General features: G+C 64.9%; 21 protein-coding genes. 7 read left to right on the top strand and 14 right to left on the bottom strand.

The genetic code is table 11. The annotated features are described in order from the left end of the window. Position 1 precedes the first annotated feature (1 nt). The 4 genes from ACZY0R_RS14145 to ACZY0R_RS14130 all read right to left on the bottom strand — a co-directional run bounded on the left by ACZY0R_RS14145 (position 2) and on the right by ACZY0R_RS14130 (position 3,718). The gene (locus tag ACZY0R_RS14145; RefSeq protein WP_488858984.1) at positions 2 to 985 is read right to left on the bottom strand and encodes a Bug family tripartite tricarboxylate transporter substrate binding protein; all 984 of its coding nucleotides are present in this window, start codon (positions 983 to 985) and stop codon (positions 2 to 4) included. A gap of 53 nt (positions 986 to 1,038) precedes the next feature. Then, the gene (locus ACZY0R_RS14140; protein WP_488858983.1) at positions 1,039 to 1,986 is read right to left on the bottom strand and encodes an NAD(P)-dependent oxidoreductase; all 948 of its coding nucleotides are present in this window, start codon (positions 1,984 to 1,986) and stop codon (positions 1,039 to 1,041) included. Beyond that, entirely contained in the window at positions 1,983 to 2,666 is a 684-nt protein-coding gene (locus ACZY0R_RS14135; RefSeq protein WP_035872052.1) for an RraA family protein, read from the bottom strand. Before ACZY0R_RS14135 ends, ACZY0R_RS14140 begins: the two co-directional genes overlap by 4 nt. Before the next feature lie 77 nt (positions 2,667 to 2,743). Then, entirely contained in the window at positions 2,744 to 3,718 is a 975-nt protein-coding gene (locus ACZY0R_RS14130) for a Bug family tripartite tricarboxylate transporter substrate binding protein (RefSeq protein WP_488858982.1), read from the bottom strand. Between the two features lie 95 nt (positions 3,719 to 3,813). Here ACZY0R_RS14130 and ACZY0R_RS14125 point away from each other — a divergent pair, with 95 nt between their 5' ends. The 3 genes from ACZY0R_RS14125 (at position 3,814) to ACZY0R_RS14115 (ending at position 6,726) form a co-directional block, all read left to right on the top strand. Next, on the top strand, positions 3,814 to 4,590 hold the full coding sequence (locus ACZY0R_RS14125) for an IclR family transcriptional regulator (protein ID WP_488858981.1): 777 nt from the start codon (positions 3,814 to 3,816) through the stop codon (positions 4,588 to 4,590). A 144-nt stretch (positions 4,591 to 4,734) separates the two neighbouring features. Next, positions 4,735 to 5,361 carry a LysE family translocator gene (locus ACZY0R_RS14120; protein ID WP_488858980.1) on the top strand — a complete coding sequence of 209 codons (627 nt, stop codon included), beginning with the start codon at positions 4,735 to 4,737 and terminating at the stop codon, positions 5,359 to 5,361. A gap of 147 nt (positions 5,362 to 5,508) precedes the next feature. Then, positions 5,509 to 6,726 (top strand): Fic family protein, encoded by a 1,218-nt coding sequence (locus tag ACZY0R_RS14115; RefSeq protein ID WP_488858979.1) that lies wholly within the window; start codon positions 5,509 to 5,511, stop codon positions 6,724 to 6,726. 733 nt (positions 6,727 to 7,459) lie between these two features. Here the strand turns inward: ACZY0R_RS14115 and ACZY0R_RS14110 are convergent. After that, on the bottom strand, positions 7,460 to 9,079 hold the full coding sequence (locus ACZY0R_RS14110; protein WP_488858764.1) for an IS66 family transposase: 1,620 nt from the start codon (positions 9,077 to 9,079) through the stop codon (positions 7,460 to 7,462). Between the two features lie 13 nt (positions 9,080 to 9,092). Further along, a complete protein-coding gene (locus tag ACZY0R_RS14105) occupies positions 9,093 to 9,272 on the bottom strand; it encodes a hypothetical protein (protein ID WP_488857125.1) in 180 nt (59 codons plus the stop codon). A 156-nt stretch (positions 9,273 to 9,428) separates the two neighbouring features. On the opposite strand from ACZY0R_RS14105, the gene ACZY0R_RS14100 reads away from it, so the two are divergent. Continuing rightward, on the top strand, positions 9,429 to 10,754 hold the full coding sequence (locus ACZY0R_RS14100) for a type VI secretion system Vgr family protein (protein ID WP_488858978.1): 1,326 nt from the start codon (positions 9,429 to 9,431) through the stop codon (positions 10,752 to 10,754). A gap of 72 nt (positions 10,755 to 10,826) precedes the next feature. Next, a complete protein-coding gene (gene tssL, locus ACZY0R_RS14095) occupies positions 10,827 to 11,519 on the top strand; it encodes a type VI secretion system protein TssL, long form (protein WP_488858977.1) in 693 nt (230 codons plus the stop codon). Positions 11,520 to 11,671: 152 nt separating this feature from the next. Here tssL and ACZY0R_RS14090 read toward each other — a convergent pair whose 3' ends face one another. The 8 genes from ACZY0R_RS14090 to ACZY0R_RS14055 all read right to left on the bottom strand — a co-directional run bounded on the left by ACZY0R_RS14090 (position 11,672) and on the right by ACZY0R_RS14055 (position 20,618). Beyond that, positions 11,672 to 12,835, bottom strand: a complete 1,164-nt coding sequence (locus ACZY0R_RS14090) for a xanthine dehydrogenase family Fe-S subunit (RefSeq protein ID WP_488858976.1) — start codon at positions 12,833 to 12,835, stop codon at positions 11,672 to 11,674. Between the two features lie 8 nt (positions 12,836 to 12,843). After that, positions 12,844 to 13,671, bottom strand: coding sequence for an FAD binding domain-containing protein (locus ACZY0R_RS14085; RefSeq protein ID WP_488858975.1), 828 nt, complete (start codon positions 13,669 to 13,671; stop codon positions 12,844 to 12,846). A 6-nt stretch (positions 13,672 to 13,677) separates the two neighbouring features. Beyond that, positions 13,678 to 16,089: a xanthine dehydrogenase family protein molybdopterin-binding subunit gene (locus tag ACZY0R_RS14080; protein WP_488858974.1), complete on the bottom strand. Its 2,412-nt coding sequence runs from the start codon at positions 16,087 to 16,089 to the stop codon at positions 13,678 to 13,680. Between the two features lie 217 nt (positions 16,090 to 16,306). Next, positions 16,307 to 16,936, bottom strand: coding sequence for an N-carbamoylsarcosine amidohydrolase (locus ACZY0R_RS14075; RefSeq protein ID WP_488858973.1), 630 nt, complete (start codon positions 16,934 to 16,936; stop codon positions 16,307 to 16,309). Further along, a complete protein-coding gene (locus ACZY0R_RS14070; RefSeq protein ID WP_488858972.1) occupies positions 16,933 to 17,979 on the bottom strand; it encodes a 2,5-dihydroxypyridine 5,6-dioxygenase NicX family protein in 1,047 nt (348 codons plus the stop codon). The genes ACZY0R_RS14075 and ACZY0R_RS14070 overlap by 4 nt, the downstream gene beginning before the upstream one ends. A 23-nt stretch (positions 17,980 to 18,002) precedes the next feature. Next, positions 18,003 to 18,854: an alpha/beta fold hydrolase gene (locus ACZY0R_RS14065; protein ID WP_488858971.1), complete on the bottom strand. Its 852-nt coding sequence runs from the start codon at positions 18,852 to 18,854 to the stop codon at positions 18,003 to 18,005. Between the two features lie 25 nt (positions 18,855 to 18,879). Beyond that, positions 18,880 to 19,632 (bottom strand): maleate cis-trans isomerase family protein, encoded by a 753-nt coding sequence (locus tag ACZY0R_RS14060; RefSeq protein WP_488858970.1) that lies wholly within the window; start codon positions 19,630 to 19,632, stop codon positions 18,880 to 18,882. A 23-nt stretch (positions 19,633 to 19,655) separates the two neighbouring features. Then, a complete protein-coding gene (locus ACZY0R_RS14055; protein ID WP_488858969.1) occupies positions 19,656 to 20,618 on the bottom strand; it encodes an amidohydrolase family protein in 963 nt (320 codons plus the stop codon). Between the two features lie 290 nt (positions 20,619 to 20,908). Between ACZY0R_RS14055 and ACZY0R_RS14050 the strand changes: the two genes are divergently transcribed. Both ACZY0R_RS14050 and ACZY0R_RS14045 read left to right on the top strand, forming a co-directional pair. After that, complete coding sequence (locus ACZY0R_RS14050) at positions 20,909 to 22,513, top strand: MFS transporter (protein WP_488858968.1); 1,605 nt, start codon at positions 20,909 to 20,911, stop codon at positions 22,511 to 22,513. Between the two features lie 177 nt (positions 22,514 to 22,690). Then, entirely contained in the window at positions 22,691 to 23,908 is a 1,218-nt protein-coding gene (locus ACZY0R_RS14045) for an ABC transporter substrate-binding protein (RefSeq protein ID WP_488858967.1), read from the top strand. The last annotated feature ends 21 nt before the right edge of the window (positions 23,909 to 23,929 follow it).

The raw sequence follows: 23,929 nt of genomic DNA, 5'->3' as shown, positions 1-23,929 counted from the left end.
CTTATTGCCTTTCAAAAGCGGTATTGGCCGCCACCTTGCCCCAGAACGCCGTGCGCTCGGCAAGCTGCCTGGAAAATGTCGACGCATCCCAGTAGCCCGGATTCGCGCCAATGCCTTCGGCAAAGGTCTTCATGCCCTGGGAGGCCATGGCCGCAGCCACTTCTTTCTGAAGGCGCTCCAGCACCTTCGGCGGCGTGCCCCTGGGCGCCCACAGGCCGGTAAAGTTGACTACACCATAGCCCTTGAGCCCTGCCTCGGCAAACGTCGGCACATTGGGCAGCGCAGCAAGGCGCTTGTCGCCGCTCACTGCCAGCAGGCGCAGGCTGCCGCCCTTGACTTGCCCGATGACGCCGGGCGTGGAAGCGATCTGGTAGTCCACCGTGCCGCCGAGCAGCGCCAGCGTGGCCTCGCCCGCGCCCTTGAACGGCACGTGCATGAAGTGCGCGCTGGTGGCCACGCCCAGGGCTTCGCTAGCGAAATGCGGCGTGGTGCCGGCGCCGCCTGAGCCGTAGCTCACTTTGCCGTCGCCCGCGCGCGCGGCAGCGATCAGGTCGCTCATGGTCTTGAACCTGCTGTCGGCCTTGACCGCCACGGCCATCGGCGCGAACACGAAAGCGGCTACCGGCTGCAGGTCATTCGCGTAATCGAACGGCAGTTTCTTGAAAATGTGCGGCAGCAGGGAATACGTGGTGTCGTTGGCGAGCAGCGTGTAGCCGTCGGCTGGGGCGCGCGCGACTTGCACGGTACCAATGGTGCCGGTGGCGCCTGCCTTGTTTTCGACGACGAAGCTCTGGCCGGTTTGTTCGGTGAGGCATTGGGCCATTTTTCGGGTGACTGCGTCGACGGCGCCACCTGGGGGGTATGGGACCACGATCCTGACGGGCTTGTCGGGCCAGGTTTGTGCGTGGGCGGATAGGGCGATGAAAGCGATCGCGCCCAGCGCGCAACGGCGCAGTGCCGATGCGCGGTTCGGTTTGGTTTTCATGGTGTCTCCTGCCTTGTATTTTCCCTGGCCCGGGCGGGGGCCGGCTTCGGTCTTCAGGCCTTGGCCAGAACCGGGGCTTGCGCCCGAGCCAGCACGCCGACCGTGTTCTGCGCGGCCGCCACGCCCATGTTCACATAGGCGGCGCTGGTCACGCCGCCGATGTGGGGGCTGAGCAGAAAACCGGGCTGGCCGTGGAAGATATGCGGCACCGTCATGGGCTCGACCGCGAAGCTGTCCAGCCCTGCGATGGCCACCTGTCCGGACTGCACCGCGGCCAGCAGTGCGGGTTCGTCGATCAGCCCGCCGCGTGCGGTGTTGACCAGCATCACGCCGGGCTTGCAGCGTGCCAGCGTTTGCGCGTTGATCATCGCCTTGTTGTCGGCGGTCAGCGGGCAGTGCAGCGAGATTGCGTCCGACTCCTTCCAGATCGTTTCCAGGTCCACGGACTCGATATAGTCCGGCAGGTCGCGGGCGTATGGATCGAAGCCGATCACGCGCATGCCCATGGCATCGCACATCCTGGCGAAGCGCCGGCCGATGGCGCCCAGGCCGATCAGGCCAATGGTGCGGCCCGCCAGCTCGAAGCTCTTGTGCGTGGCCTTGTCCCAGTGGCCGGCATGCATGCGTTCGTTGAGCGTCACGACGGATTTGGCGCAGCCCAGCAGCAACGCCAGGGCCTGCTCCGCAACGGCTGCGGCATTGGCGCCAACCGCTGCCGTTACCTCGATGCCGCGCGCTGCGGCGGCGGGCTTGTCGATGGTGTCGGTGCCGCTGCCGTGCTTGGAGATGACCTTCAGCGCGGGTGCGGCATCCATGATTTCCGGCGTCACGGCGCCGTAGCGCACGATGATGCCGACCGGGTTGTGGCGCTGCGCCAGCGCCACCAGATCGGCGGGCTGGGGGGTCTTGCCGGCATAGACGATTTCGTAATCGCCGAGCAATGCCTCGGCTTGTGGCGCCAGGTCAGCCGCGGTGACGAGGATGGCAGGCTTGGTGCTCACAGCGTCTCTCCCTCTTTCAGCACGCCAGCGGTGATCAACGAGGCAACCAGCCACGGCGCGTTAGTCTTGCCTTCCTTTATCTGGGCGATGCGGCGCGCTTCGGCGGCTTCCTTGTGCTCGGCGAGCGGCAGCAGCGAGGCGATCTTTTCCCGCTCCACCACGACCAGGCCATCGGCATCGCCGCAGATGAAGTCCCCGGGGTGGACCGTGACGCCGCCGACCGAGACCGGGTGGCCGATGCGCCCGCCCACTTCCTTGGTCGGGCCGTTGGGGTTGGTGCCCACCGAGAACACCGGGTAATCCATGTCGTCGATATCCAGGCTGTCGCGCACCGCGCCGTCGATCACCACGCCGGCAATGCCGCGCTGGCGGCATGCATTCATCATGATGGTACCCATCAGCGCGCTGCTCTGGTCGCCCTTGCCGTCGATCACCAGCACATCACCGGGCTGCGCCAGCGCCAGCGCGGCGTGGATCATCAGGTTGTCGCCGGGGCGCACTTCCACCGTGAAGGCGGTGCCGGCCAGCTTCATATGCGGGCGCAACGCCCTGATGCGGCCGTGCAGCGCGCCGCGGCGGCCGGCCACGTCGGCCAGGATCGCGGGCTGGAATTTCGCGGCCTGGGCGACGATGTCGGCAGGTACGCGGTCGAAGGATTTGATGATGTTGGGCAGGCTCATGGCATGGCTCCTTGGATTCGGGGATTCGGGTTCAGGGGATTCGGGGACGGCGACGGGGTAGCTGTGAATGCCGGAGATCAGTCAACCTGCGCGCCGGATGCCTTGACGGCGGCTGACCAGCGAACGGTGTCCTTCTTCAGCAGCGCGCCGAACTGCTCGGGGGTGCCGCCCAGTACATCAGCGCCCTGGTCGCTCAGCTTCTTCTTCAGCTCGGGCACCTGGAGCGCCTTGTTGAACTCGGCATTCAGGCGCGCCACGATGTCCCTGGGCGTGGCGGCGGGCGCCACGAAACCGAACCACGTCACGGCCTCGAACCCGCTGTAGCCGGACTCGGCAATGGTGGGCACGTTGGGCAGGTCGTCCATGCGCTTGCCCGAGGTGACGGCCAGCGCGCGCATCTTGCCGTTGCGGATATGGCCGATCAGCGTCGGCACCGACGACAGGTACAGCTGCACCTGCCCGCCAATCAGGTCATTGACGGCCTGGGCCGCGCCCTTGTACGGCACGTGGGTGAGCTTGATGCCGGCCGTCTTCTGGAACAGCTCGCTGGTCAGGTGCGCCACGGTGCCGTTGCCCGGCGAGGCGATGTTGATAGTGCCCGGATGCGCCTTGCTGGCAGCAATCACATCGGCCAGCGTCTTGTAGGGCGAATCCACGTTGGTCACCAGCACCAGCGGTGCGCTGGCGACCAGGCCCACCGGCGTAAGGTCCTTCGCCACGTCGTACGGCAGCTTGCGGTAGAGCGCGGGGTTGATGGCAAGGTTGCTGGTCTGGCCCAGCACGATGGTGTAGCCGTCGCCGCTGGCCTTGGCCGCGGCGTCCACGCCGAGGTTGCCGCCCGAGCCCGGCTTGTTGTCCACCACGAAGCGCCAGCCCATGGCCATCGCCACCTTGTTGGTGACCTCGCGGGCAATGATGTCCGTGCCGCCGCCGGCCGGGAACGGCACGATCACGCGGATGGGCTTGGCAGGATAGGTTTGGGTCTGTGCCAGGGCCGGGATGGCCAGGGCACAAAAGAGAGCGGTGGTCAGGCCGCGGCGCAGCAAGTGCATTGCTTGTCTCCAGCTCGTTATTTGTTGGAACGGATTCTGGATGGTCGTTGCACACAGTACAATACCGTTTCACTGTACGAACCCCATTCCACACCATGGTCCCCTCCAATTCCCCCATTGCCAGTGAGGCGGCCGACGACGCAGGCGGCGGCGTGATCGCAGTACGGCGGGCGCTGCGCGTCCTGGAAGCCTTCGGCGTAAGCGACGCACAGCTCACACTGGCGGAACTCAGCCGGCGCACGGGCATCCACAAGACCACGGTGCTGCGCCTGGCGCGCACGCTGGCGTCCGACAACTACCTGGTGCAGAAGGAAGACGGCAGCTGGCGGCTCGGGCGTGCTGCCGGCTGGCTGGGTGCGTGCTACCAGGCCACCTTCAACGTGTACGAAGTGGTTGAGCCGGTGCTGCGGGAGCTGACGATCAAGACTGGGGAGAGCGCATCGTTCTATGTGCGCGAGGGCCATCAGCGCATGTGCCTGGTGCGCGTGGAGGGCCCGCAGGCCATCCGGCACCATGTACGCATCGGCTCGGCGCTGCCGCTGGACAGCGGGGCGCCGGGGCGCGTCATCCTGGCGTTCTCAGGAGAGCCGGGCGAGCCTTATGAATCGATCCGGCGGCGGGGCTATCACTTGTCGATGGGCGAGCGCGAGCCCGAAGTCTCCAGCGTTTCCGCGCCGGTGTTCGGCCTGCATTGGCGGCTGCTAGGGTCCGCCTGCATTTCCGGGCCGACTTCGCGGCTCAGCGAGGAGCGGCTGATTGCCCTGGCACAGACGGTGGTGGACGCGGCCAACCAGCTATCCTATGCCATGGCCGGGAGCCATCGGCCTGCGCCGGCGGCGGCCTCGGGCAGTCCGGCGACGTGGCATCCGTAGCCTGGCAGCGGATTCACCGCGCTGGCGCAAGACGTTGCCAGGGTGGCAGTATTCGGGGGGCCGTCCTGCTGCCCCGGCCACGGCTTTTTCCCGATATGGGATCCCACCCGACAACGCGATATCCGCGGCAAAGGAGTTAAGCGCATGCCACCGATCGAGACCCTGTTGCCATTCTTCGGCATCGCCGTGGTGCTTGGACTGACGCCCGGCCCGGACAATGTCTTTGTGCTGCTGCAATCCGCCATGCGGGGGCCCCGCGCCGGCATGGTCGTGGTGCTTGGCCTGTGCACCGGGCTGCTGGTGCATACGGCCGCGGTCGCCTTTGGCCTGGCCGCGCTGTTCGCCGCGTCCAAGGTCGCGTTCATGGTGCTCAAGATCGCTGGCGCGCTGTACCTGGCCTATCTTGCCTGGCAGGCGTTCCGCGCCCCGGTGGGCGCGATGAGCCAGGGCAACGGCGACAAGGCCGGCGCGGGGCGGATGTATCGGCGGGGCGTGGTGATGAACCTGACCAACCCCAAGGTGGTGATCTTCTTCCTCGCGTTCCTGCCGCAGTTCGTCGCGCCGGACCGTGGCCATATCGCGCTGCAGATCATGGTGCTGGGCGTGGTGTTCATCATCGCCACCCTGCTTGTCTTTTCCGTCATCGCCTACTTCTCGGCCATGTTCGGCGCCCTGCTGCTGCGCTCGGCACGCGCGCAGCGCGCGCTGAACTGGTTTGCGGGCGTGGTGTTCCTTGGGCTCGCCGCGCGGCTGGCGTCGTCAAAGCTGTAAGCCTGTGTCGAAAGTGCTGCATGGGAGACGGAAAACGACGCGGCAAAATAACCGGCAACATGAATACATGTTTACATCTATTTATAATCCTAACTTGTTGTATATAATACGTTTTTTTCGACAGAAACAGGACAATAAACCGGCATAATGAGTAGCGTACCCCCAGCTGTTCTGGCTGTCTACGACAAGCCGCACCAGTTCGAACCACTTCTACCCCAGGCAAAGCTTGAGCAACTTGTCAGCAAGACCCGGGGTGTGGTTGAAAAAGCGCAGCGCTTGCAGGGCGCCTTGAGCCCGTCCGCCCGAGTTCGCCTGCGCGAGCTAGTCCGGTCCATGAACTCCTACTACTCAAACCGGATCGAGGGTCAAAGCACTCACCCGTCGAACATCGAGAAGGCATTGCACAAGGACTTCTCGGCCGAGCCCGATATCGCAAAAAGGCAGCGGATCGCCGTAGCGCACATCGACGCTGAACGGGAACTGGAACAGGCAGGGATGGACGAGGCATCGGCCCTGAAGAGCGACGTTCTCCTCCTTGCCCACAAGGCGCTTTACAGCCGATTGTCCGCCGAGGATCGGACCACCCCGGAAGGGCGCATCATCAAGCCCGGTCAGATGCGGACGGAAGACGTCACAATCGGGCATCATCAGCCGCCCACGCATACCTCCCTACCCAAGTTCCTGGCCAGAATGGATCAGGTGTATGGCCGTTTGCATGGACTGGATGCCCTGCTCTACACCATCGCGGCAGGACACCATAGGACCGTCTGGACCCATCCGTTTCTCGACGGGAATGGCCGCGCTGCAAGACTGCAGACGCACAGCGCGTTGTATCGAATGAGCGGTGGCCTCTGGTCAGTCAACCGGGGTCTCGCCCGCAAGCGCGACACCTACTATGGCCTGCTCGCCAACGCCGATATGCCGCGGCACGGCGATCTCGATGGGCGAGGCAATCTGAGCGAGAGCATGCTCTGGGAATGGTGCCGGTTCTTCATTGAACTGTGCGACGATCAGGTTTCGTTCATGACCGCGATGCTTGACATCGACGGGCTTCGAGAACGCATTCAAGGACTCGTGCTAGTGCGCAGTCAATTGGCGGCCCATCGCGAGTACCGCAAGGAAGCGGCATTGCCGCTTCATCATGTCCTGGTAGCCGGGCCGGTCACGCGTGGGGACTTCATCCAGATGACAGGCCTGGGAGAGCGGACGGGACGTAAGCTGTTGAGCCAGTTATTGAAGGACGGGCTCCTGGTCAGCGAATCCTCCACTCACCGCGGCCAGGTGGGCATCGGGTTTCCTCTCGACGCGCTGAATCTTCTGCTACCGAATCTCTATCCAGAGGCCTCGACCGCAAATCTGGAATGAGCCTCGGGCAGGCGTCTTGCGACACTTCTCGTGCGACCCTAATCCCGCCCCGCGCCGAACAGCGGCCTCACCCTCTCCCACATCACCCCCGGAATACGTGGTGATGAACTAGAACGCCCCCTTCTTCAGCTCGGCACTTGCGACTGCCTCGCCGCCGCGCCCCCGCGCGCGTTCCCTCCTTCCCCTCCAGTTGCCCCGCTCGCCGGGGCGCCGCCGTCAACCTCCACCTCCCATCGGGCCAGCGCCTTGGCTGCGCGAGCTTTCGGCAGCGTTGTTTGTTACCCACGCATTGTGAAATAAATGTTAATGCAACGAAAAAATCCATAAACCCGCATTCGTCATGCCCGTCTTATCAGACGGGCTATTTCAGCGTAATTTCAATCCGCCCTCAATCTGAATTTAAGAACTCTAATGCGGAATTTTCCGCGAATTCTTAGGACCCGTCCGATTCCCCTATCGACGTTACCCAATTTACTACCCCCTTCGGTCGTTGCGCCTTTGGCAAGTAGCGCAGCAATAGCCCCGCAAGACACCCACTCATTGGTTGTCTACGGTAGCAACCAATCCTATTTTCGCGGAGCGTGATTGCATGGGTAGTCGATTGCCATTTTCCTCTCGTACCGTCACCGTTTCCGGTGCCGGCCTACCGGAACTGTTGGGACAGCCGCTGCTGGTGTTTTCCAGGCTGTTCGGGTAGCTTCTCAATAAAGCGGGGCAAACGGCGGCACGCGGCTCAGGTGGAGAGAGCGATGCGCTGTCCGAGGATGTGGGGAAGGAGGGGAATGTGATTGGTGTGTGAGATGCGGTCGGCCAGGTATTCCCAGAACGAGATTCCCAGCTTTCGACAGGTCTTCTTCAAGCTCGAGAAGGTGTCACGGCATTGGCGACCGAGTTCGCTGCGCGTGCCGCCACTGATCTTCTGCTTTTTCACGTGGTCGCGAATGTCGCGTTCACTGCCGTTGGTATGCAGTGGGATCTCGGGGCGTTCGAGCACCAAGAGCAGCTCGGACTTGTTCTTGTGAAGGCGTCTGAGCAAACGGTCCAGCGTCGCGTAACGGGTCTTTTGGATGAAGACTGCGTCAAAGCGTTTTTGCAGTTCGGCTTTGCGCTGGATCGTCGGATTCTGCTTGTATTCCTTCAGATCCGCATAGAGCGACCAGATATCGCCGCGCACACGGGCAATATCCTCGCGATGTAGGTCATTGAGCGGCAGCAGCTTGTGCACGAGACGCTCGGCGTGGACCCAGCATAAGCCGTGAATCAACACATTGAACTGTCCCGCATCATCGCTAATGATGGCCAGATCCTGGGCGACGCCACGTCGCCTCAGGCTGCCCAGTAACGCCCCTTCGGTGGCGATGTTCCGGTGGCGGGTAACGTCCATGCCCAGGCTGTCCAGGTGAGACAGCCACGCACTCTGGTCGGCAAAGCTCGCGCACTCATGCTGACGCAGCCCATCAACGAACGCCTGTGGGAGCCCACGCTTTTTCATGGAGGAGAGGGCCTCGTCGTTGACCTGGTAGCCATGTCCCGCCGCGAGCAGTTCGAGGAAATTGATGCGGCTCTTCGTGCTTGTGCTTTTGAACCAGGCGAAATGTTCGTTACCGATGTGGGTGACGTAGCCGTTGCGGCCCTGATGCCGCGTGCCGGTGTCGTCGACCGTCACATACGCCGAGAGCGCCAGCCCCGTCGACAGCAGATCCTCCTTTTCCTCGTGGAATCGCCCCTTGTCCTCCTGCAGCAGCGCATTCATCTGCCCGGACGAGATCTCGATACCCCATTCCCGCAACTGCTCGCACAGCAGCGGCTGCGTCACGTGGCAGTGGTGATATTGGTACAGCACGTAACTGACCAGTGTCGCGCCAAAGTGGCTGCCGGCAACGGCCTTGGGCAGTTGCCCGGTCAGCGTTTGACAGTCCGGGGTCTGCCAGCGTGCGAGCCGGTAGCGCGTATTGTGTGTCCCCATCACGAGGTCCTGGACCACGAAATCCCGGTAGCCCTTGAACCGCGAGCCAGACGGGATCGACTCGGCCGGCTGGATGACTTGCTCGCAATCGATCTTCAGCTGCCCCGTCTTGCTCCTGGCGGGCGAACCGCGTCGTCTGGCTGGTTTGCCCTGCTGCTGCCGATTGGACTCGCTGGTTTTGCCGGCCTCCTCATGCATACGGCTTGGTTTGAACGTAGGGCGCTTCTTCTCTCCCTTGAGCACCGCGACTTCGTCCTTCATGTGCCCCGCGTTCTCCACCAGACGATGGATGAGCTCCACCAGACCTTCACCCCAGGCCAGCACCTTCAGCACCGCCGGCGTGCGTTCGGCCTCGGCAATGAACGGCGCAACAAGTTTCTTCTTCACGGCCGCAGTCAGGCTACGCGCGCTTTTCCGCTCTTCTCAACTCGGCGAGTTCCTGTTCCAGTTGCTCCGTCTCCTGCTGCAAGCCATTGGCCATGTCGACCAATCCCTCAACCCATGCCAACACCTCAAGTTCTTTTGGCGTCAATCCTTCTCGCGCGATGTCCGGCGGCGTGAATTTTTGGCAAGTGGTCATGATCGGGCAGCGTGAATGGCGACGGCGAAAGTTAACATCCCCACCCAGCGTTTACAAGTGGAACGCGTTGCGGCTTGCGGCAAGCTCGCGCCGATATTTCCACGCCGACATTCCAGTCACCGGCCACGCCCCACCACCTGGCCTTGCCCCGGCTTATTGAGAAGTTACCTGTTCGGCACCGAGGGCATCAATTCCCTGTTCGAATACGAACTGGACCTGAAGACGCCCGACGACCGCAATGCGCTGTACGGCCCGGCGGGCGACTTCGACCTCGAAGCCATGCAGGGCCAGGAGTTGACCGTCAGCATCGAGCTGGACGGCTCCGGCACTGGCATGGCGGGCGGCTTCGGCAAGGGCGTGCGTGAAATTACCGGCATCGTCACCGACGTGCGCGGTCCCTTCCATGAGAACGAGCGCATCCGCTACCGCCTGACGCTGCGCCCGTGGCTGTGGCTCGCCACGCTCACCAGCACCTTCAAGCGATACCAGAACATGACGGTGCTGGAAATCGTGGAAGCGGTGTTGAGCAAATATGCCTTCCCAGTCGAGCGCCGGCTTTCACTCATCGAGTACCCAAAGCGCGAATATCAGCTACAGGCCGGCGAAACGGACTACCAGTTCGTGCGCCGCCTGCTCGCGGAATGGGGGATCAACTTCCATTGGGAATTCTCGGAGGGCCACCATCGCATGGTGCTGACCGACGGCAACGGCGCCTTTCAGAATATCCCCAGCCCCGCCTACGAAACGATCAGCTGGTATCCCTCCTCGGACCGCGTGGACGAAGAACACCTCTATGAATTCGAAGTCCGCGACCGCCTCATCCCAGGAGAATGGGCGCACGGGGACTACGACTTCAACCACCCACGCGCGGACCTGAACGTTTCGGCCGCCGACCCGCGCGACACCAGCCACTCGACTCAGCAGCTCTATTCCTGGCCGGGAGACTTCTCCGAGCCCAAGACCGGCAGCGATGCCCGCCAAGGGGGCGACATGCTGGCGCGCATCCGCATGGAAGCGATCCGGCAGCAAGCCTTCCGCGTGCGCGGCAAGGGCAACGTGCGCGCGATGGCGCCAGGACACACCTTCACGCTCGAGCGCTTTCTGCGTACGAAGGCGAACCGAGAGTACCTGATCTTCGCCACGTACCTCCTGATCGAGGACGTAGGTGAGTTCGCCGGCAGCGGCCAGCAATGGCGCTGCGAAGTGGAATTCGAAGCGCAGCCGACCAGCGAGATCTTTCGGCCTGGGCTCGTGGAGAAACCCAGGATCGGCGGCTATCACGTCGCCAGGGTTGTCGGCCCAGCCAATACGGAAATCTGGTGCGACAACTTTGGCCGCATAAGAATCGAGTTTCCGTGGGACCGCTACGGGAACAATGACGAAAACAGTTCCTGCTGGGTCCGCGTCGCAGATTTCGCCTCGGGCGACCGGTTCGGCAGCACGCACCTCCCGCGCATCGGCCAGGAAGTGATTGTTGACTAGCTGGGCGGCGACCCGGACCGGCCGATCATCGTCGGGCGCGTCAACAACCAGCTGAACCTGCCGCCATGGGACTTGCCGAACCAGCTTGCCTTGTCCGGCTACCAGAGCAAGGAACTGTTCGGCAATGGCCGCAACCACACGCTTTACGACGATACCCAAGGCCAGCAACAGGTACAGGTGGCGTCGGACCACCAGAGCAGCTTGCTCGCTCTAGGCCACAACGTCCGGGTGAAGAATTTCGAGGGACGCAAGGACAAGTACCACCTGACGCTTCGGGAACGCGACCTCGTGCAGCAGATTGCCGCGATCGGCAACATGAAGCCACCGCCGCCACCGAAGGCGCTGTGCCTGGCCGAGTTGCTGAAGGATGAGATTGCGCGCGGCGTGGTAGCGGTCAAGGACGACGACCGCCGCAGCACCGTGATATTCCGGGGCGACGCTATGTTCGGCGCCGGCAAGGCCAAGGTCAGCGCAACGCTGCTGCCGACGCTGGACAAGGTGGCGTCCGAGCTCAACAAGGTGCAGGGCAAGGTGCAGGTGACCGGCCACAGCGACAACCAGCCCATCAAGAGCGCCCGCTATGCTTCGAACCAGGCCCTGTCCGAGGAGCGCGCCGCCGTGGTCAGTGAATACCTGGCCGGCAAGGGCGTCGCCAAAGGGCGTCTCGAAGCCATCGGCAAGGGCGACACCGAACCACTGACGGACAACAACAGCGCCGCCGCACGCGCCGCGAACCGGCGCGTGGAAGTGGTCGTCACCCAGTAATGCAGGAGCCATGCAAGTGCCAGCAACAATCATCAGCACGAGCGACAAGACCCGCCATCACGGCCTGGTCACGACCGGGTCCGGGTAGCCGGGCTGCAGGCATTCCCCGGGCGAGAAAGGGGTGAGGCCGCCCCCTCTCTCCTGCCCGGGGCCTAATCCCGGCCGCCTCCAAACAGCCGCTTCACCCTCTCCCACATCACCCCCAGCATCATCGATACCGGATTCATCTGCGTGACCTGGCTGCGCTCGCTCTCCGACAGCGACGGGTCCATCTTGCGAGTCACGTTCTTGCCGAAATCGGCCATCATGCGACGGACAAAATCGCGCACCAGCCCGGAGCGGGAGAACTGCGCCAGCGGGCCTTGCAGGGAATACTGCAAGTCGATCAGCACTTCGGTCTCGCCCGCCGATACCGCCTGAAGCACGTAGGTGATATCGCCCGCGGCCTTGGAGTTGCTCAGCGAGTCCTGGCCCGCGCCCTTGAGCACGCCGCGCCGGTTCTGGTCGTCCCGTTCCAGCCGCGCCGCGCCGTTGAAGCGCGCCGCCATCGGCCCGAACTTGATCGCGACGTGGCCCTTGACGCGGTCGCCGTCCTGCTCGGTCAGCGCGGCACCCGGCAGGCAACTGGCCACCGCGGGCAGGTCGGCCATGAAGCGCCAGACGTCATCGACCGGGAACGGCACACTGAAGCCGCCATCGATGCGCGACCAGCCTTTCTTGTCGGCGCTGCGCTCGGTCTCCTCCGTGGCCGCGGCAACGGCTTGCGCCTCGCCGGCGCTATCGGCTGCGGGCGTGAAGCAAACGAACGCGCGCGGCGCCGGCGTGGTTGCCTGCGCGGTGCCGCCGCCGTGCGGCCGCCGTTGCTCCAGCACCGAGCGGATCGCAGCCACGATGCCCATATAGCCGGTGCAGCGGCAGAGGTTGCCGGAAAGCTCGTGGCGGATGGTGGCTTCGTCGGCATCCGGCAGCCGCAGCACGATGTCGCGCGCGGTGGCGAGCATGCCGGGCGTGCAATAGCCGCATTGCAGCGCGTGGTGCTTGTTGAACGCGGCGCGCAACTCGCGCATCACGGCATCGTCGTCATAGCCTTCGATGGTCACCACCTTGCTGCCGGCGCAGGCGCTAGCGAACGTGATGCAGGAGCGTACGGGCTTGTCGTCGACCAGCACGGTGCAGGCACCGCAAACCCCGTGTTCGCAACCCAGGTGGGTACCGGTCAGACCCTGCCCGTCGCGCAGGAAGTCTCCCAGGTGCGTGCGGTGCGCGCAGGCACCCGCAGCGGCACGGCCATTGATCGTCAGTGCGATGGTTTCCACTGCGGCCCTCAGTTAAAGAGTTGTTCGATGCAGCGCGTCGCAGCGGTGCAATAAAGCTTGCGGTCAATCGCATCCTTGCCGGGCGTGGCTTGCGTCACGGCTGCCAGGACGGCCTGCGGGGTGAGCGCGGCGGGGCCGCGCGCCGCAATGCCGTTGGCCAGGCCGTGCAGCACCGCCGGTGCGCCGTCGAGCGCGCCCAGCACGATGCGGGCGAAGCGCGCGGACGGATCGAAGTAGGCGGCGCAGCTTGCCTCGGCGAATTCTCCGGTCTTGCGGCAGAGCTTGTGGTAACCCCAGCGCACGCCTTCGTTGTAACGCGGTACATGGACGGCCGCGATCACTTCGCCCTCCGTCAGCGCCGTGGTATAGGCGCCCAGCATGAACTGCGTCATGGGTATCCGGCGCGTGCCGGCCTTCGACGCGAGTTCGATCTCGGCGCCGACGGCGGTCAGCGCCACTACCCAGTCCGCCGCGGGATCGGCATGCGCCAGGCTGCCGCCGATGGTGCCGCGGTTGCGGATGGCGCGGTAGGCGATGCCGTGTGCCACGGACTGCAGCATGGTGCCGCGCAACGCCGGGAATTCGCCGTCCTCGATCTGCGCGTGGGTGACGGCGGCGCCGATGCGCACGCGGTCCTGCTCCACGCTGACCGTGCGCAGCTCGGCCAGCTTCGACAAATCGTAGACGGCATCGGGCCGCGTCAGGCGCAGGTTGAGCATGGGGCCCAGCGACTGGCCACCGCCCATGACCTTGGCGTTGTCGGTGCGGTCCGCCAGCGCGGCGCAGGTCGCGGCCAGCGTGGGCGCGGCGCGATAGATGAATGCAGCTGCTTTCATGATGGTTCAGGCCGCCTCTCTGGTTTGCGTGGTCTGCGGCTCGCTTCGCGCTTGTTCAGCGCGGGCCAGTGCTTCGAGCACCTTGCGCGGCGTCAGGGGAGTCTCGAGCAACTCCACGCCGAACTGCCCCAGCGCATCGTTGACGGCGTTGAAGATGGCGGCCGGGGGCGCGATGGCGCCACCCTCGCCCATGCCCTTGGCGCCGAACTCGGTGTGCGGGGACGGCGTCTCGAAATGGTGGATGCGGATCGCGGGGATCTCGGTGGGCCCGGGCAGCATGTAGTCGGCCAGCGTGGAAGCCAGCGGCTGGCCGTTGCCGTCGTAGCGCATTTCCTCGAACATGGCGGTGCCGATGCCCTGCGCGACGCCGCCGTAGGTCTGCCCTTCCACCACCATGGGATTGACCATGGTGCCGCAGTCTTCCACCACCACGTAATCGAGGATCTCGACGTGGCCGGAATCGGTGTCCACTTCCACCAGCGCGGCGTGGGTGGAGTACGTGAAGCTGCCGGTATCCACATTGGGCTTGTAGCCCATCGTGGTTTCCAGGCCGGCGGGATCCACATCGGCAGGCAGCTTCTGTGGGTTGATATACCAGGCGTTGGCGATGTCGGCGATGGGCACGGCGGCGCCGCCCGCCTTCACCGCCCCGCCGTCCAGCGCGGCCTCGCCCTCCGGGCGCAGCAGCATATGCGCGCCGATCCTCAGCAGGCGCGGCACCAGCGCCTTGCAGGCGCGCGACACCGCGCCGCCGGACATCACCAGCGAGCGCGAGGCGTAGGTGCCGGTGGAGAACGGCGTCACGCCGGTGTCGCCATGCACCACCTTGACCCGCGCCACGTCGATGCCGAGGATCTCGTGCGCGATCTGCGCAAAGGTGGTTTCCATGCCCTGGCCATGCGAATGCACGCCCACGCGCACCTCAAGCCCGCCGTCCGGCGTGATGCGCACGGTGGCGGAATCGAAGCCGGGAATCACCGGCGTGCCCCAGGCGGCGAACACCGAGGTGCCATGCGCCGATTGCTCCGTGTAAGTGCCGAAGCCCACGCCAAGGTAGCGCGATCCCGCCGAGGCATCGCTGTGCCGTTCACGCTGGCGCGCGCGGATGCGCGCCAGACCGATCATCTCCGCTGCCTTGCGCACGCTGGCGGGATAGTCGCCGCCGTCGAAATGCTTGTTGGTGACGTTGACGTAGGGCATGGCCCCGGGTTGCACCAGGTTCTCGCAGCGGATCTCCCATGGCTCGCGCCTGACAGCGCGCGCCAGCGCGTCGATCAGCAGTTCCATGGCGAAGCACACGCCGGTGCGCGCCACGCCACGGTACGGCACGAAGCCGGGCTTGTTGGTGGCGACGCATTCCGTGATGCAGCGGTAGCCGTCGAAGGCATACGGCCCGGGCAGGTTGCCGATTGCCTGGCCCGGCTCGAGGCCGATGGTGAAGGGCCACACGGAATAGGCACCGCCATCGATGGCGATCTTTGCGTCGAGCGCCAGCAGCCGGCCGCGCGCGTCGGCATAGGCCGTGACCTCGTAATGGTGCTCGCGCGAGTTGGCACCCGCCGTCAGGTGCTCGCGGCGGTCCTCGATAAAGCGGAACGGCTTGCGATACGTCATGGCCAGCCACGCGATGCACAGCTCCTCCTGCTGCAGCACGCACTTGTAGCCGAAGGCGCCGCCCACGTCAGGCGAGATCACGCGGACCCTCTCCTGCTCCAGGCCCAGGCAGTGGCTCAGCACCGTGCGGATCATGTGCGGCACCTGGGTGGCGCTGTAGACGATCAGCTGGTCGAACTGGTGATCCCAGTAAGCCAGCACGGCCTTGCCCTCCATCGGCACCATGCACTGGCGAGCCAGGTCGATCTTGCGGGTGACCACCACCGCGGCGGTCTTGCTGAGTGTGTCGAAATTCTTGTCGGCGGTAAGCGTGAGGAAGTGGTTATCCTTCCAGTGCTCATGGACACGCGTGGTGCCGCTGGCCTGCCTGGCGCCGTCCACGTCGGTGAGCGCGGGCAGTTCGTCCAGGTCCGCGACGACGCGCTCGGCAATGTCCTCGGCTTCCGCGCGGGTCGGTGCGAAGGCCATGGCAATCGGCTCGCCGACAAAGCGGACCTTGCCGCTGGCCAGCGGCGGCTGCGCCGAGGGCTGGTAAGAAGGAAAGGCCGAGTCCGCCACGATGTCGAGCGCGCCAAGCATGTCGCCGCGCCCGATCACCGCGTGCTCCAGCCCTTCAGGTTTGTGCAGCGCCAGCAGCCGCGCATGCGCCATGGGGCTGCGCAGGAAGGCAACTTCCTGCAGGCCCGGCATGGCGATGTCGGCCACGAAGCGGCCCTTGCCATGCAGGTGGCGCGCGTCTTCCTTGCGCGCCACGCGGGCGCCTACGCCCTGCCCGCCTTCCTTCTCGATGTGGTCTTTGTCCATACATTTCTCCAGCCCGGGTTAGCCGCCGTCCGAGACTGCTTTGGGGGTTCGTGGATCGCGGTCATCTCGGCAACCGGCTGATCGATAAGCCATTTCCGTGCACTTGCGCGTCGCACATATTCAGTGCACTGACCTTATCGCCAGATTGGCGAAACGGGCGGCAACGGTCAATTGGGGCTTTAGCCAATACAGTGCGTGGTGCGGCGCGCAAGCGCGCTCAGAGGCGCCTCAATGCCGCGAGTGCCTGCTCGCGGGGCATCACGGCGGCGTATTTCTGCTCCATGTCGAACAGGTTGGCCTCGTGCGGCTGGATTGCGCGGTCGCCCACGCAGTCCGACACCACCAGCGGGCGGAAGCCGTGCGACATGGCATCGACCACGCTGGCGCGCACGCAGCCGCTGGTGACCGCGCCGGCCACCACCAGCGTGCGCACGCCGCGCTGCGTCAGCCAGGCCGCCAGCGACGTACCGAAAAAGGCGGACGGCACGGTCTTGCGCACCACCAGCTCGCCCTCGCGCGGCGCGAGCTGCGGCACGATCGCGCTGGCCGGTCCGTGCTCCTTCAGCGTCAGCATGCCGGGCACCTTCAGCGTGAAAATGTTGTGGTCGCCGTCGTCGTCGGCAAACACGATGCGGCTGTGCGCCACGGCCCAGCCTTGCTCGCGGGCTGCCGCCAGCAGCGGCACGGTGTTGGCAATGGCCTGCGCGATATTGCCGCCGCCGAACATCGCCGGATCGGCGAATCCGTTGACGAAATCGACGATCAGCAGGCCCGCGGGGGCTTGCAGCGGCAGCGGCGTGCCAAAGCCCTGGCGCTCGTAGGTGGGGAGTTCGCTATGTCTCGTCATTTGCTGCTCCAGCCGTCCAGTACCTTGCCTTGCCTGACCACGTCCTCGCCATCCAGGCGCACCGTGCAGTTGCGCAGCGGGATATCGATATGGCAGGCGGTGGTGCGGCTGCCACCCGCTTCATTGTTGGGGCCGAGCGAGAACAGGAAATTGCCCTCGTAGGCGCGCGCGTCCATGCCGATGGAGGCTTCGCGGTCGTACAGGCCCAGCGTCGACCAGCGTGCGCGCGGCTGCAGGCCCCAGCCGATATGCGAGATGGCATAGGCTTCCGGGTCGTTGAAGGAGGCCATGTAGTCGTTCAGCAGCTCGGCATCCAGCCCGCCTTCGATGCGCGTGGCATAGCCGCGTTCCACCGTCAGCTCGACGCGGTCCGCCACGTAGCCCTTCTGCGGCAGCAGGATATCGCCGCGGTCCAGCACGATGCGCCCGCTGGCGCCGCCTTCGTCCGGCCACGTCAGGACGAAGCCGCTGGGCCAGTGGTCCCAGCGTCCGGGCTCGTCGACGAAACCGTATTCGCTGATGGCGGGAAACTCGCCGAGCGGGCAACGCAGGTCGGTGCCCGCATCGGATGTCACATGCATTTCCTTCGCCCGCGACAGCCGCGCGTTGGCGCTTGTCACGCGCTCGCGGTCGGCCTCGGTCGGCACCATGCGCACCAGTACTTCCGGCGGCTCCACCGCCAGCAGGATCCTGGTGCCGGTTTTCAGGATGTCGTGCTGTTCGGGCGAGAACAGCAAGGTCATCAGGTCCAGCACCAGGTCGCTCTCCTTGAGCGCGGCGATGGCGGCGCGGTTGCCGGTGAGCGCCGTGGTACCGAGATAAGCCAGCGGGTCGCGGCTCAGCGCCTTGTCGCCATTGACGGGCGGCAGGTCCAGGCGGTTGACGATGGCGCCCATCGCCTGCGTGGCGACCAGCGCGCACGACAGGGTCTGCGGATGGGTGGCGGCGCTGGTAAGGATGGTGACGGTCTGCCCGGGCGCGAGGCGGGACAGCGTGAGGACCTGTTTCCAGGCCTGGATCAGGGCGTGATCGCTGACTGGCATGTTCTCTCCTGGTGATCGGCGGCTCAGGCCGCGGCCTGTTGCCGTGGGCGTGGGACAACGTCAGCGCCGAGGAAGCCGCCCAGCGCGCGATAGAAGCCCGCCTCGTCATCCCAGGGGATCATGTGGCCGGCGCCCGGCACGTGGCTGACTTCGGTCTGCGGCAACAGACCACGGATCTCATCGATATCCTCGGGACGCACCACATCCCCGCGGCCAGCCACCATCAGCAAGGCCGGTACCGCGACATGCGGCAGATCGGCATGCACGCCGTCGGTATGGAAGCCCTGGAAGCTGGCCAGCACGGCGCGTTCGTCGCAGGTGTGCAGCCATTCGGCACGCAGGGCCAGTTGCTCGTCGGTCCAGGTGGGACAGAAGCGCCGCATGGTCTCGATATCCACGCCGTGCCGCGCCACCGCCATGGAATCCACATACCAGGCGAGTTGCGCGGGGTAGGCGCGGCGGCCCGGGCCGGAGACCGGCGGATCGACCATGACCAGCCGCGCCAGCCCCGACGGCCGGCTGCGCGCGGCACGGATGCCGATGCGCGCGCCCATCGAATGTCCGACCACGCTGTAGCGTTGCAGGCCCAGGGCCTGCGCGAAGGCCAGCACATCGGCGGCCTGCGCATCCAGGCTGTAGTCCAGCGTATCCGACGCGCTGGACAGGCCGCGCCCGCGCACGTCCAGCACATAGGTGTCGAACTGCTCGCCCAAGCACTCGCCGACGAAGCCCCAGGTGATGGCGGGGCTGGTGATGCCCGGCACCAGGATCACCGGATCGCGCGTGGCACGCGCACCGGCGTTGCCGCCATAGCGCAGGTAGTGCTGCCGGATGCCGTTGGCGTGGACGTTGCCGCCGCAAACAAAGGTACTCATGTCATCGCTCCTTGGCCGGGGGCACTCAGTAAGCGCCGGACAGCAACGCGCCGGCGCCGGGCACGACCGGCTCCAGGTCGAGCTGCTTGAGGATGGCGTAGGTGGTGGCGATGGCCGCGGTGATCACGGGCTTGCCGGTCATCGCTTCCACCTTGGCCACGGCCGGCAACGAAGGCATCTGCACGCAGGCCGACAGCACGATGGCGTCGACGTCTTTGGTGTTCATCTGCGCGACGATGCCGGGCAGCCTGGCGGGATCATGACGGCCCACTTCGAGGTTGTCGGGGATTTCCAGCGCGCGCCAGTCCACCACTTCGTAGCCTTCGTTGCGGATGTAGTCCACCACCAGTTCCGTCAGCGGCTTCATATAGGGCGCGACCACCGCGATGCGCCTGGCGCCGATCACCTTCAGCGCGTCGATCAGCGCACCGGCGCTGGTGATCACCGGCGCATCCGCGCCGTTCGCGGCGGTGTGGGCCTGCAGGCGCTTCTCTGAGACGCGGTGGTAGCCGTGGCCCATCGCCATGATCGCTACCAGGCAGGCGTAGCCCAGCACGTCGACGCGGGCGTCGCTGAGTTCCAGCGCGCAGCGGTCGGATTCGGCGTCCATGGCCGCCAGTTCCTCCTTGACCACCTTCTTCATGCGCATGCGGCTGGAGTGGAAGGTGAACCGCTCGGGCCGCACCTGCTGGCGCGCCAGCAGCATCGCGGGGATTTCGGTTTCCATGGTGGTGTTCGAGCTCGGCACGATCTGGCCGATACGGAAAGTCTTTTGCACGGGGCGCTCCGTTATTTCGGGGTTCAAAGCTTGAGAATGCGTTCGGCGTTGCCATGGCAGACGAGGCTTCGGGTCGCGTCGTCCATCGGTGCCTGCTCGATAAAGTCCGCGGCGATCGCGGTGGATTCGTAGGGATAGTCGACCGAGAACAGCACGGCCTCTGCGCCCATCTCGGCAATGGCGCCGTTCAGCGCGGCGGGCGAGCACACGCCGGAGGTAGTGATCACGATATTGCTGCCGATGTACTCGGAAGGCTTCTTCGCCAGCCTGATGCCGTGCGAGTACACAGCGAAACGGCTGTCGAAACGCCAGCGCTGGAACGGCAGCCCTTCGCCCATATGGCCAAGGATGATCTTGAGCCGGGGGAAGCGGTCGAACACGCCGCTGAACAGCAGGCGCAGCGCATGGCTGGCCGTTTCCACGCCCCAGCCCCAGGCCGCGCCGCTGATCTCGGGATGCCCGGCGTACACATGCGGCATCGCATAGGCGTCGGTCGGATGCAGGTACATCGGCACGTCCAGCTCCTGCATGCGCTCCCAGAACGCGTCGTATGCGGGGTCGTCGTAGTACTTGCCCTGGGTATGGCCGTTGACCAGCGCCCCCTTGAAGCCGAGTTGCTTCACCGCGCGCTCCAGTTCATCCGCCGCCGTCACGGGATCGTGCATCGGCAGCGCGGCAAAGCCAGCGAAGCGGGTGGGATGGCGCGCCACTTGCGCGGCCAGGAAATCGTTGTTCTCGCGGGCGCGGCCGATGGCGGCGGCGCGGTCCGTTTCGCCCTGCACGCCGGGACCGGTCTGCGACAGCACGGTGAAATCGATGCCGGCACGGTCCATCTCGCCGATGCGGATGTCGTCGAAATCGGCGAGGCGCTTCGCGAGATCGGCCATCACCACCGCATCGATATGCTGGAGATATCCCTTCGAATAGGCCTGGAAACCGGGGGCCATGAAGTGTTCCTCCAGGGCAATCTTCCGTATTCTCGTCATGCTGTGGCGACTCCTGATGTGGTGGGGGCGTGCTTCGATGCAGGCCTTGAGACGGGGGCGGGAAGGCGCGTGCCGTTGTCCTTGCGAAGGCTTGCCTGCTTAATTACTCAGTATGCTGAGCATTTTTAATATAGCAACGAGGTTGTGGAATGTCTAGCCGGAGTCAAAAGGGTTAACCCCCATAACACTCCCAAATTCTGCTCAGTACACTGATTGAAATTACTCAGCATGCTGACAGTGTGGAGCACACACACGCACAAGCTGGGACGCCCCCAAGGAGAAATACGGCCATGACAATCAGCCTGACCAGTGACAGAGCCGCCGCGCGCAAGCAAGGCATGACAAGGGAAGAGCGCAAGGTGATCCTCGCGTCGTCTTTCGGGGCGCTGATGGAGTGGTACGACTTTTATATCTACGCGGCGCTCGCCGTCTATTTTGGCGCATTGTTCTTCCCGCCCGGCAACGAAACCACCGCTTTCCTCGCCAGCCTGGCCACCTTCGGCGCGGGCTTCCTGGTGCGCCCCATCGGCGCCTTGCTGTTCGGGCGGCTGGGGGACCTGATCGGCCGCAAATACACGTTCCTGGTGACGATCCTGCTGATGGGTATCGCCACCGTGGGCGTCGGGTTGCTGCCTACGTATGGCCAGATCGGCATCACCGCGACCATCCTGCTGGTGCTGTTGCGCCTGCTGCAAGGGCTGGCGCTGGGCGGCGAGGTGGGCGGCGCGGTGACCTACGTCGCCGAGCATTCGCCAGTCGAAAAGCGCGGGCTCTACACCAGTTCGCTGCAGACCACGGCCACCCTCGGCCTGCTCTCCTCACTGCTGGTGGTGTACCTGCTCAAGACCTTCCTGAGTGAGGCGCAGTTTCGCGAATGGGGCTGGCGCCTGCCCTTCCTGGTGTCCTTCCTGATGCTGGTGGTATCGGTCTATATCCGCGGCAAGCTGCACGAGTCGCCGATCTTCGCGCGCATGAAGGCCGGCAACAACACGTCGAAATCGCCCATCCTGGACAGCTTCACGAACTGGGCCAACCTGAAGTATGTGCTGCTGCTGTTCGTGGTGGCTTCGGGGCTCGGGGCCATCTTCGGGACCGGGCATTTCTACACCATGTTCTTCGTCAACAAGACGCTGCACGTGCCGCTGGAACTGGTGCACCTGCTGATCGGCATCGCGCTGGTGATCGCCACGCCCTGCTACCTGTTCTTCGGCTGGCTGTCCGACCGGATCGGCCGCAAGCACATCATGATGGCCGCCTGCCTGCTGGCCGCCGTCACCACGCAGCCCATCTTCAAGGCGCTGACGCATTACGCCAATCCGGCGCTCGAACAGTTCCAGCAGCGCAACACCGTGCAACTGCGCGCCGGCGACTGCCACTTCCGCCTGTTTGCCGAGCCGGTATCCGCGTGCGACAAGGCCAAGGGCTATCTGACGGATCTCGGCGTGGGCTACGAATTCATCCAGGACGAGGGCCGCCCGCAGCCCGAGCTGCGCATCGGCGACGCCACGCTGCAGGGTTTCGACAGCAAGGCAATCAGGCAGGCCCTGCTTGCCGCAGGCTGGCCCGAGCGCGCCGACCCGGCGGCCATCAATCGCCCGATGCTGTTCCTGATGCTGCTGATTCCCATCCTCTTCCTCGCCATGGTGTACGGCCCGCTGGCGGCGTTCATGGTGGAGTTGTTCCCGGCGCGCATCCGCTACACCTCGCTGTCCCTGCCCTTCCACCTTGGCGCCGGCTGGGTCGGAGGCATGCTGTCCTTCGTGGTGACGGCGATGAACGTGTCCAGCGGCAATGTGTACTTTGGCCTGTGGTATCCGGTCTCGATCGCCGCCCTCGCGTTTGTGATCGGCATGGTGTTCGTGCCCGAAACGCGGGGCCGCGACCTGGAGACCTGAGCCGGCCCACCATGGCGCCTGGCCCGGAATTTGCTCAGTACACTGCATTTTATGATCAGCATACTGATCATTTCACCAAGGCGATGCCGGCCGGTACGCAAACGATGCACGGCCGGGCCCTGCCCCCTCTTCTTCCTGCTTTCCGTTTTTTTCATTCACCCTGTCTGGAGCGCCCCCATGAAGTCTCTGCACAAAGCCCGACGCATCGCCCTGGTGCCTGCCCTGATCGCCCTGATGTATGGCACCGCCGCCCTGGCGGATGCCAGCGGTGTCAAGGTTGGCGTGATTACCGACATGTCCGGCTCCTACGCCGATCTCTCTGGCCGCGGCTCGGTGCTCGCGGCGCAGATGGCGGTGGAGGAATTCGGCGGCAAGGTGCTCGGCAAGCCGGTCACCGTGCTGTCGGGCGACCACCAGAACAAGGCGGATATCGCCTCGTCGCTGGCGCGCCGCTGGTTCGATACCGATGGCGTGGACATGGTGATCGACTTCCCCAACTCCTCCACCGCGCTGGCGGTGCAGGAAATCGCCAGGCAGAAGCAGAAGATCAATATCGTCTCGACGGGCGGCGCCATGGCGCTGACCAACCAGAACTGCTCGCCCACCGGCTTCCATTGGGGCTGGGATACCTACTCGGTATCGGCGCCGCTGGTCAAGCGCCTGATCGCCGACGGCAAGAGCAGCTGGTACTACATCACCGTGGACTACGCATTCGGCCAGTCGCTGGAATCGGATTTCCGCAAGGAGGTGGATGCCAGCGGCGGCAAGAATATCGGCAGCACCAAACACCCGCTCAATGCCAGCGACTTCAGCAGCCCCATCGTGGCGGCGTCCGCGTCCAAGGCCAAGGTGGTAGTGCTGGCCAACGCGGGCAATGACATGATCAACGGCGTCAAGGCGGCCGGCGAATTCGGCCTGATCAAAGGCGGCCAGACCGTGATTACGCCCTCGACCTTCATCACCGACCTGAAGAGCCTGGGGCCAAGCGTGGCGCAGGGTCTGACCTATGTGGACCCGTTCAAGCTGGATCTCGACGCCAGGTCGAAGGCCTTCGTCGAGCGCTTCTTCGCCAAGCAGAAGGCCTACCCGACGCATGGCCAGATCGGCGTCTACTCCGGCGTGCTGCATTACCTCAAGGCGATCGAGGCGGCCAAGACGGTGGATGGGCCGGCCGTGGCGGAAAAGATGCGCGCCCTGGTGGTCAACGATGACTTCGTGCATGGCGGCAAGGTGCGCGCGGATGGCCGGATGGTGCATGACATGTACCTGGCGCAGGCCAAGTCGCCGGCGGAGTCGAAGGGCCCGTGGGATCTCGTCAAATACCTCGGCACCATTCCCGGCGACGCGGCGTTCCGCCCGCTATCCGCAAGCGAATGCGTGCTCGTGAAGAAGTGAGCCGCGATGCCGACACGCAAT

It is taken from the genome of Cupriavidus sp. F041 (assembly GCF_057814235.1).
This window is presented reverse-complemented; position numbering and strand designations above follow the sequence as displayed.

Coding starts and splice junctions, on each gene's coding strand:
- ACZY0R_RS14145 (WP_488858984.1), bottom strand. CDS start 985: ATGAAAACCAAACCGAACCGCGCATCGGCACTGCGCCGTTGCGCGCTG.
- ACZY0R_RS14135 (WP_035872052.1), bottom strand. CDS start 2,666: ATGAGCCTGCCCAACATCATCAAATCCTTCGACCGCGTACCTGCCGAC.
- ACZY0R_RS14130 (WP_488858982.1), bottom strand. CDS start 3,718: ATGCACTTGCTGCGCCGCGGCCTGACCACCGCTCTCTTTTGTGCCCTG.
- ACZY0R_RS14125 (WP_488858981.1), top strand. CDS start 3,814: ATGGTCCCCTCCAATTCCCCCATTGCCAGTGAGGCGGCCGACGACGCA.
- ACZY0R_RS14120 (WP_488858980.1), top strand. CDS start 4,735: ATGCCACCGATCGAGACCCTGTTGCCATTCTTCGGCATCGCCGTGGTG.
- ACZY0R_RS14115 (WP_488858979.1), top strand. CDS start 5,509: ATGAGTAGCGTACCCCCAGCTGTTCTGGCTGTCTACGACAAGCCGCAC.
- ACZY0R_RS14105 (WP_488857125.1), bottom strand. CDS start 9,272: ATGACCACTTGCCAAAAATTCACGCCGCCGGACATCGCGCGAGAAGGA.
- ACZY0R_RS14085 (WP_488858975.1), bottom strand. CDS start 13,671: ATGAAAGCAGCTGCATTCATCTATCGCGCCGCGCCCACGCTGGCCGCG.
- ACZY0R_RS14080 (WP_488858974.1), bottom strand. CDS start 16,089: ATGGACAAAGACCACATCGAGAAGGAAGGCGGGCAGGGCGTAGGCGCC.
- ACZY0R_RS14075 (WP_488858973.1), bottom strand. CDS start 16,936: ATGACGAGACATAGCGAACTCCCCACCTACGAGCGCCAGGGCTTTGGC.
- ACZY0R_RS14070 (WP_488858972.1), bottom strand. CDS start 17,979: ATGCCAGTCAGCGATCACGCCCTGATCCAGGCCTGGAAACAGGTCCTC.
- ACZY0R_RS14065 (WP_488858971.1), bottom strand. CDS start 18,854: ATGAGTACCTTTGTTTGCGGCGGCAACGTCCACGCCAACGGCATCCGG.
- ACZY0R_RS14055 (WP_488858969.1), bottom strand. CDS start 20,618: ATGACGAGAATACGGAAGATTGCCCTGGAGGAACACTTCATGGCCCCC.
- ACZY0R_RS14050 (WP_488858968.1), top strand. CDS start 20,909: ATGACAATCAGCCTGACCAGTGACAGAGCCGCCGCGCGCAAGCAAGGC.
- ACZY0R_RS14045 (WP_488858967.1), top strand. CDS start 22,691: ATGAAGTCTCTGCACAAAGCCCGACGCATCGCCCTGGTGCCTGCCCTG.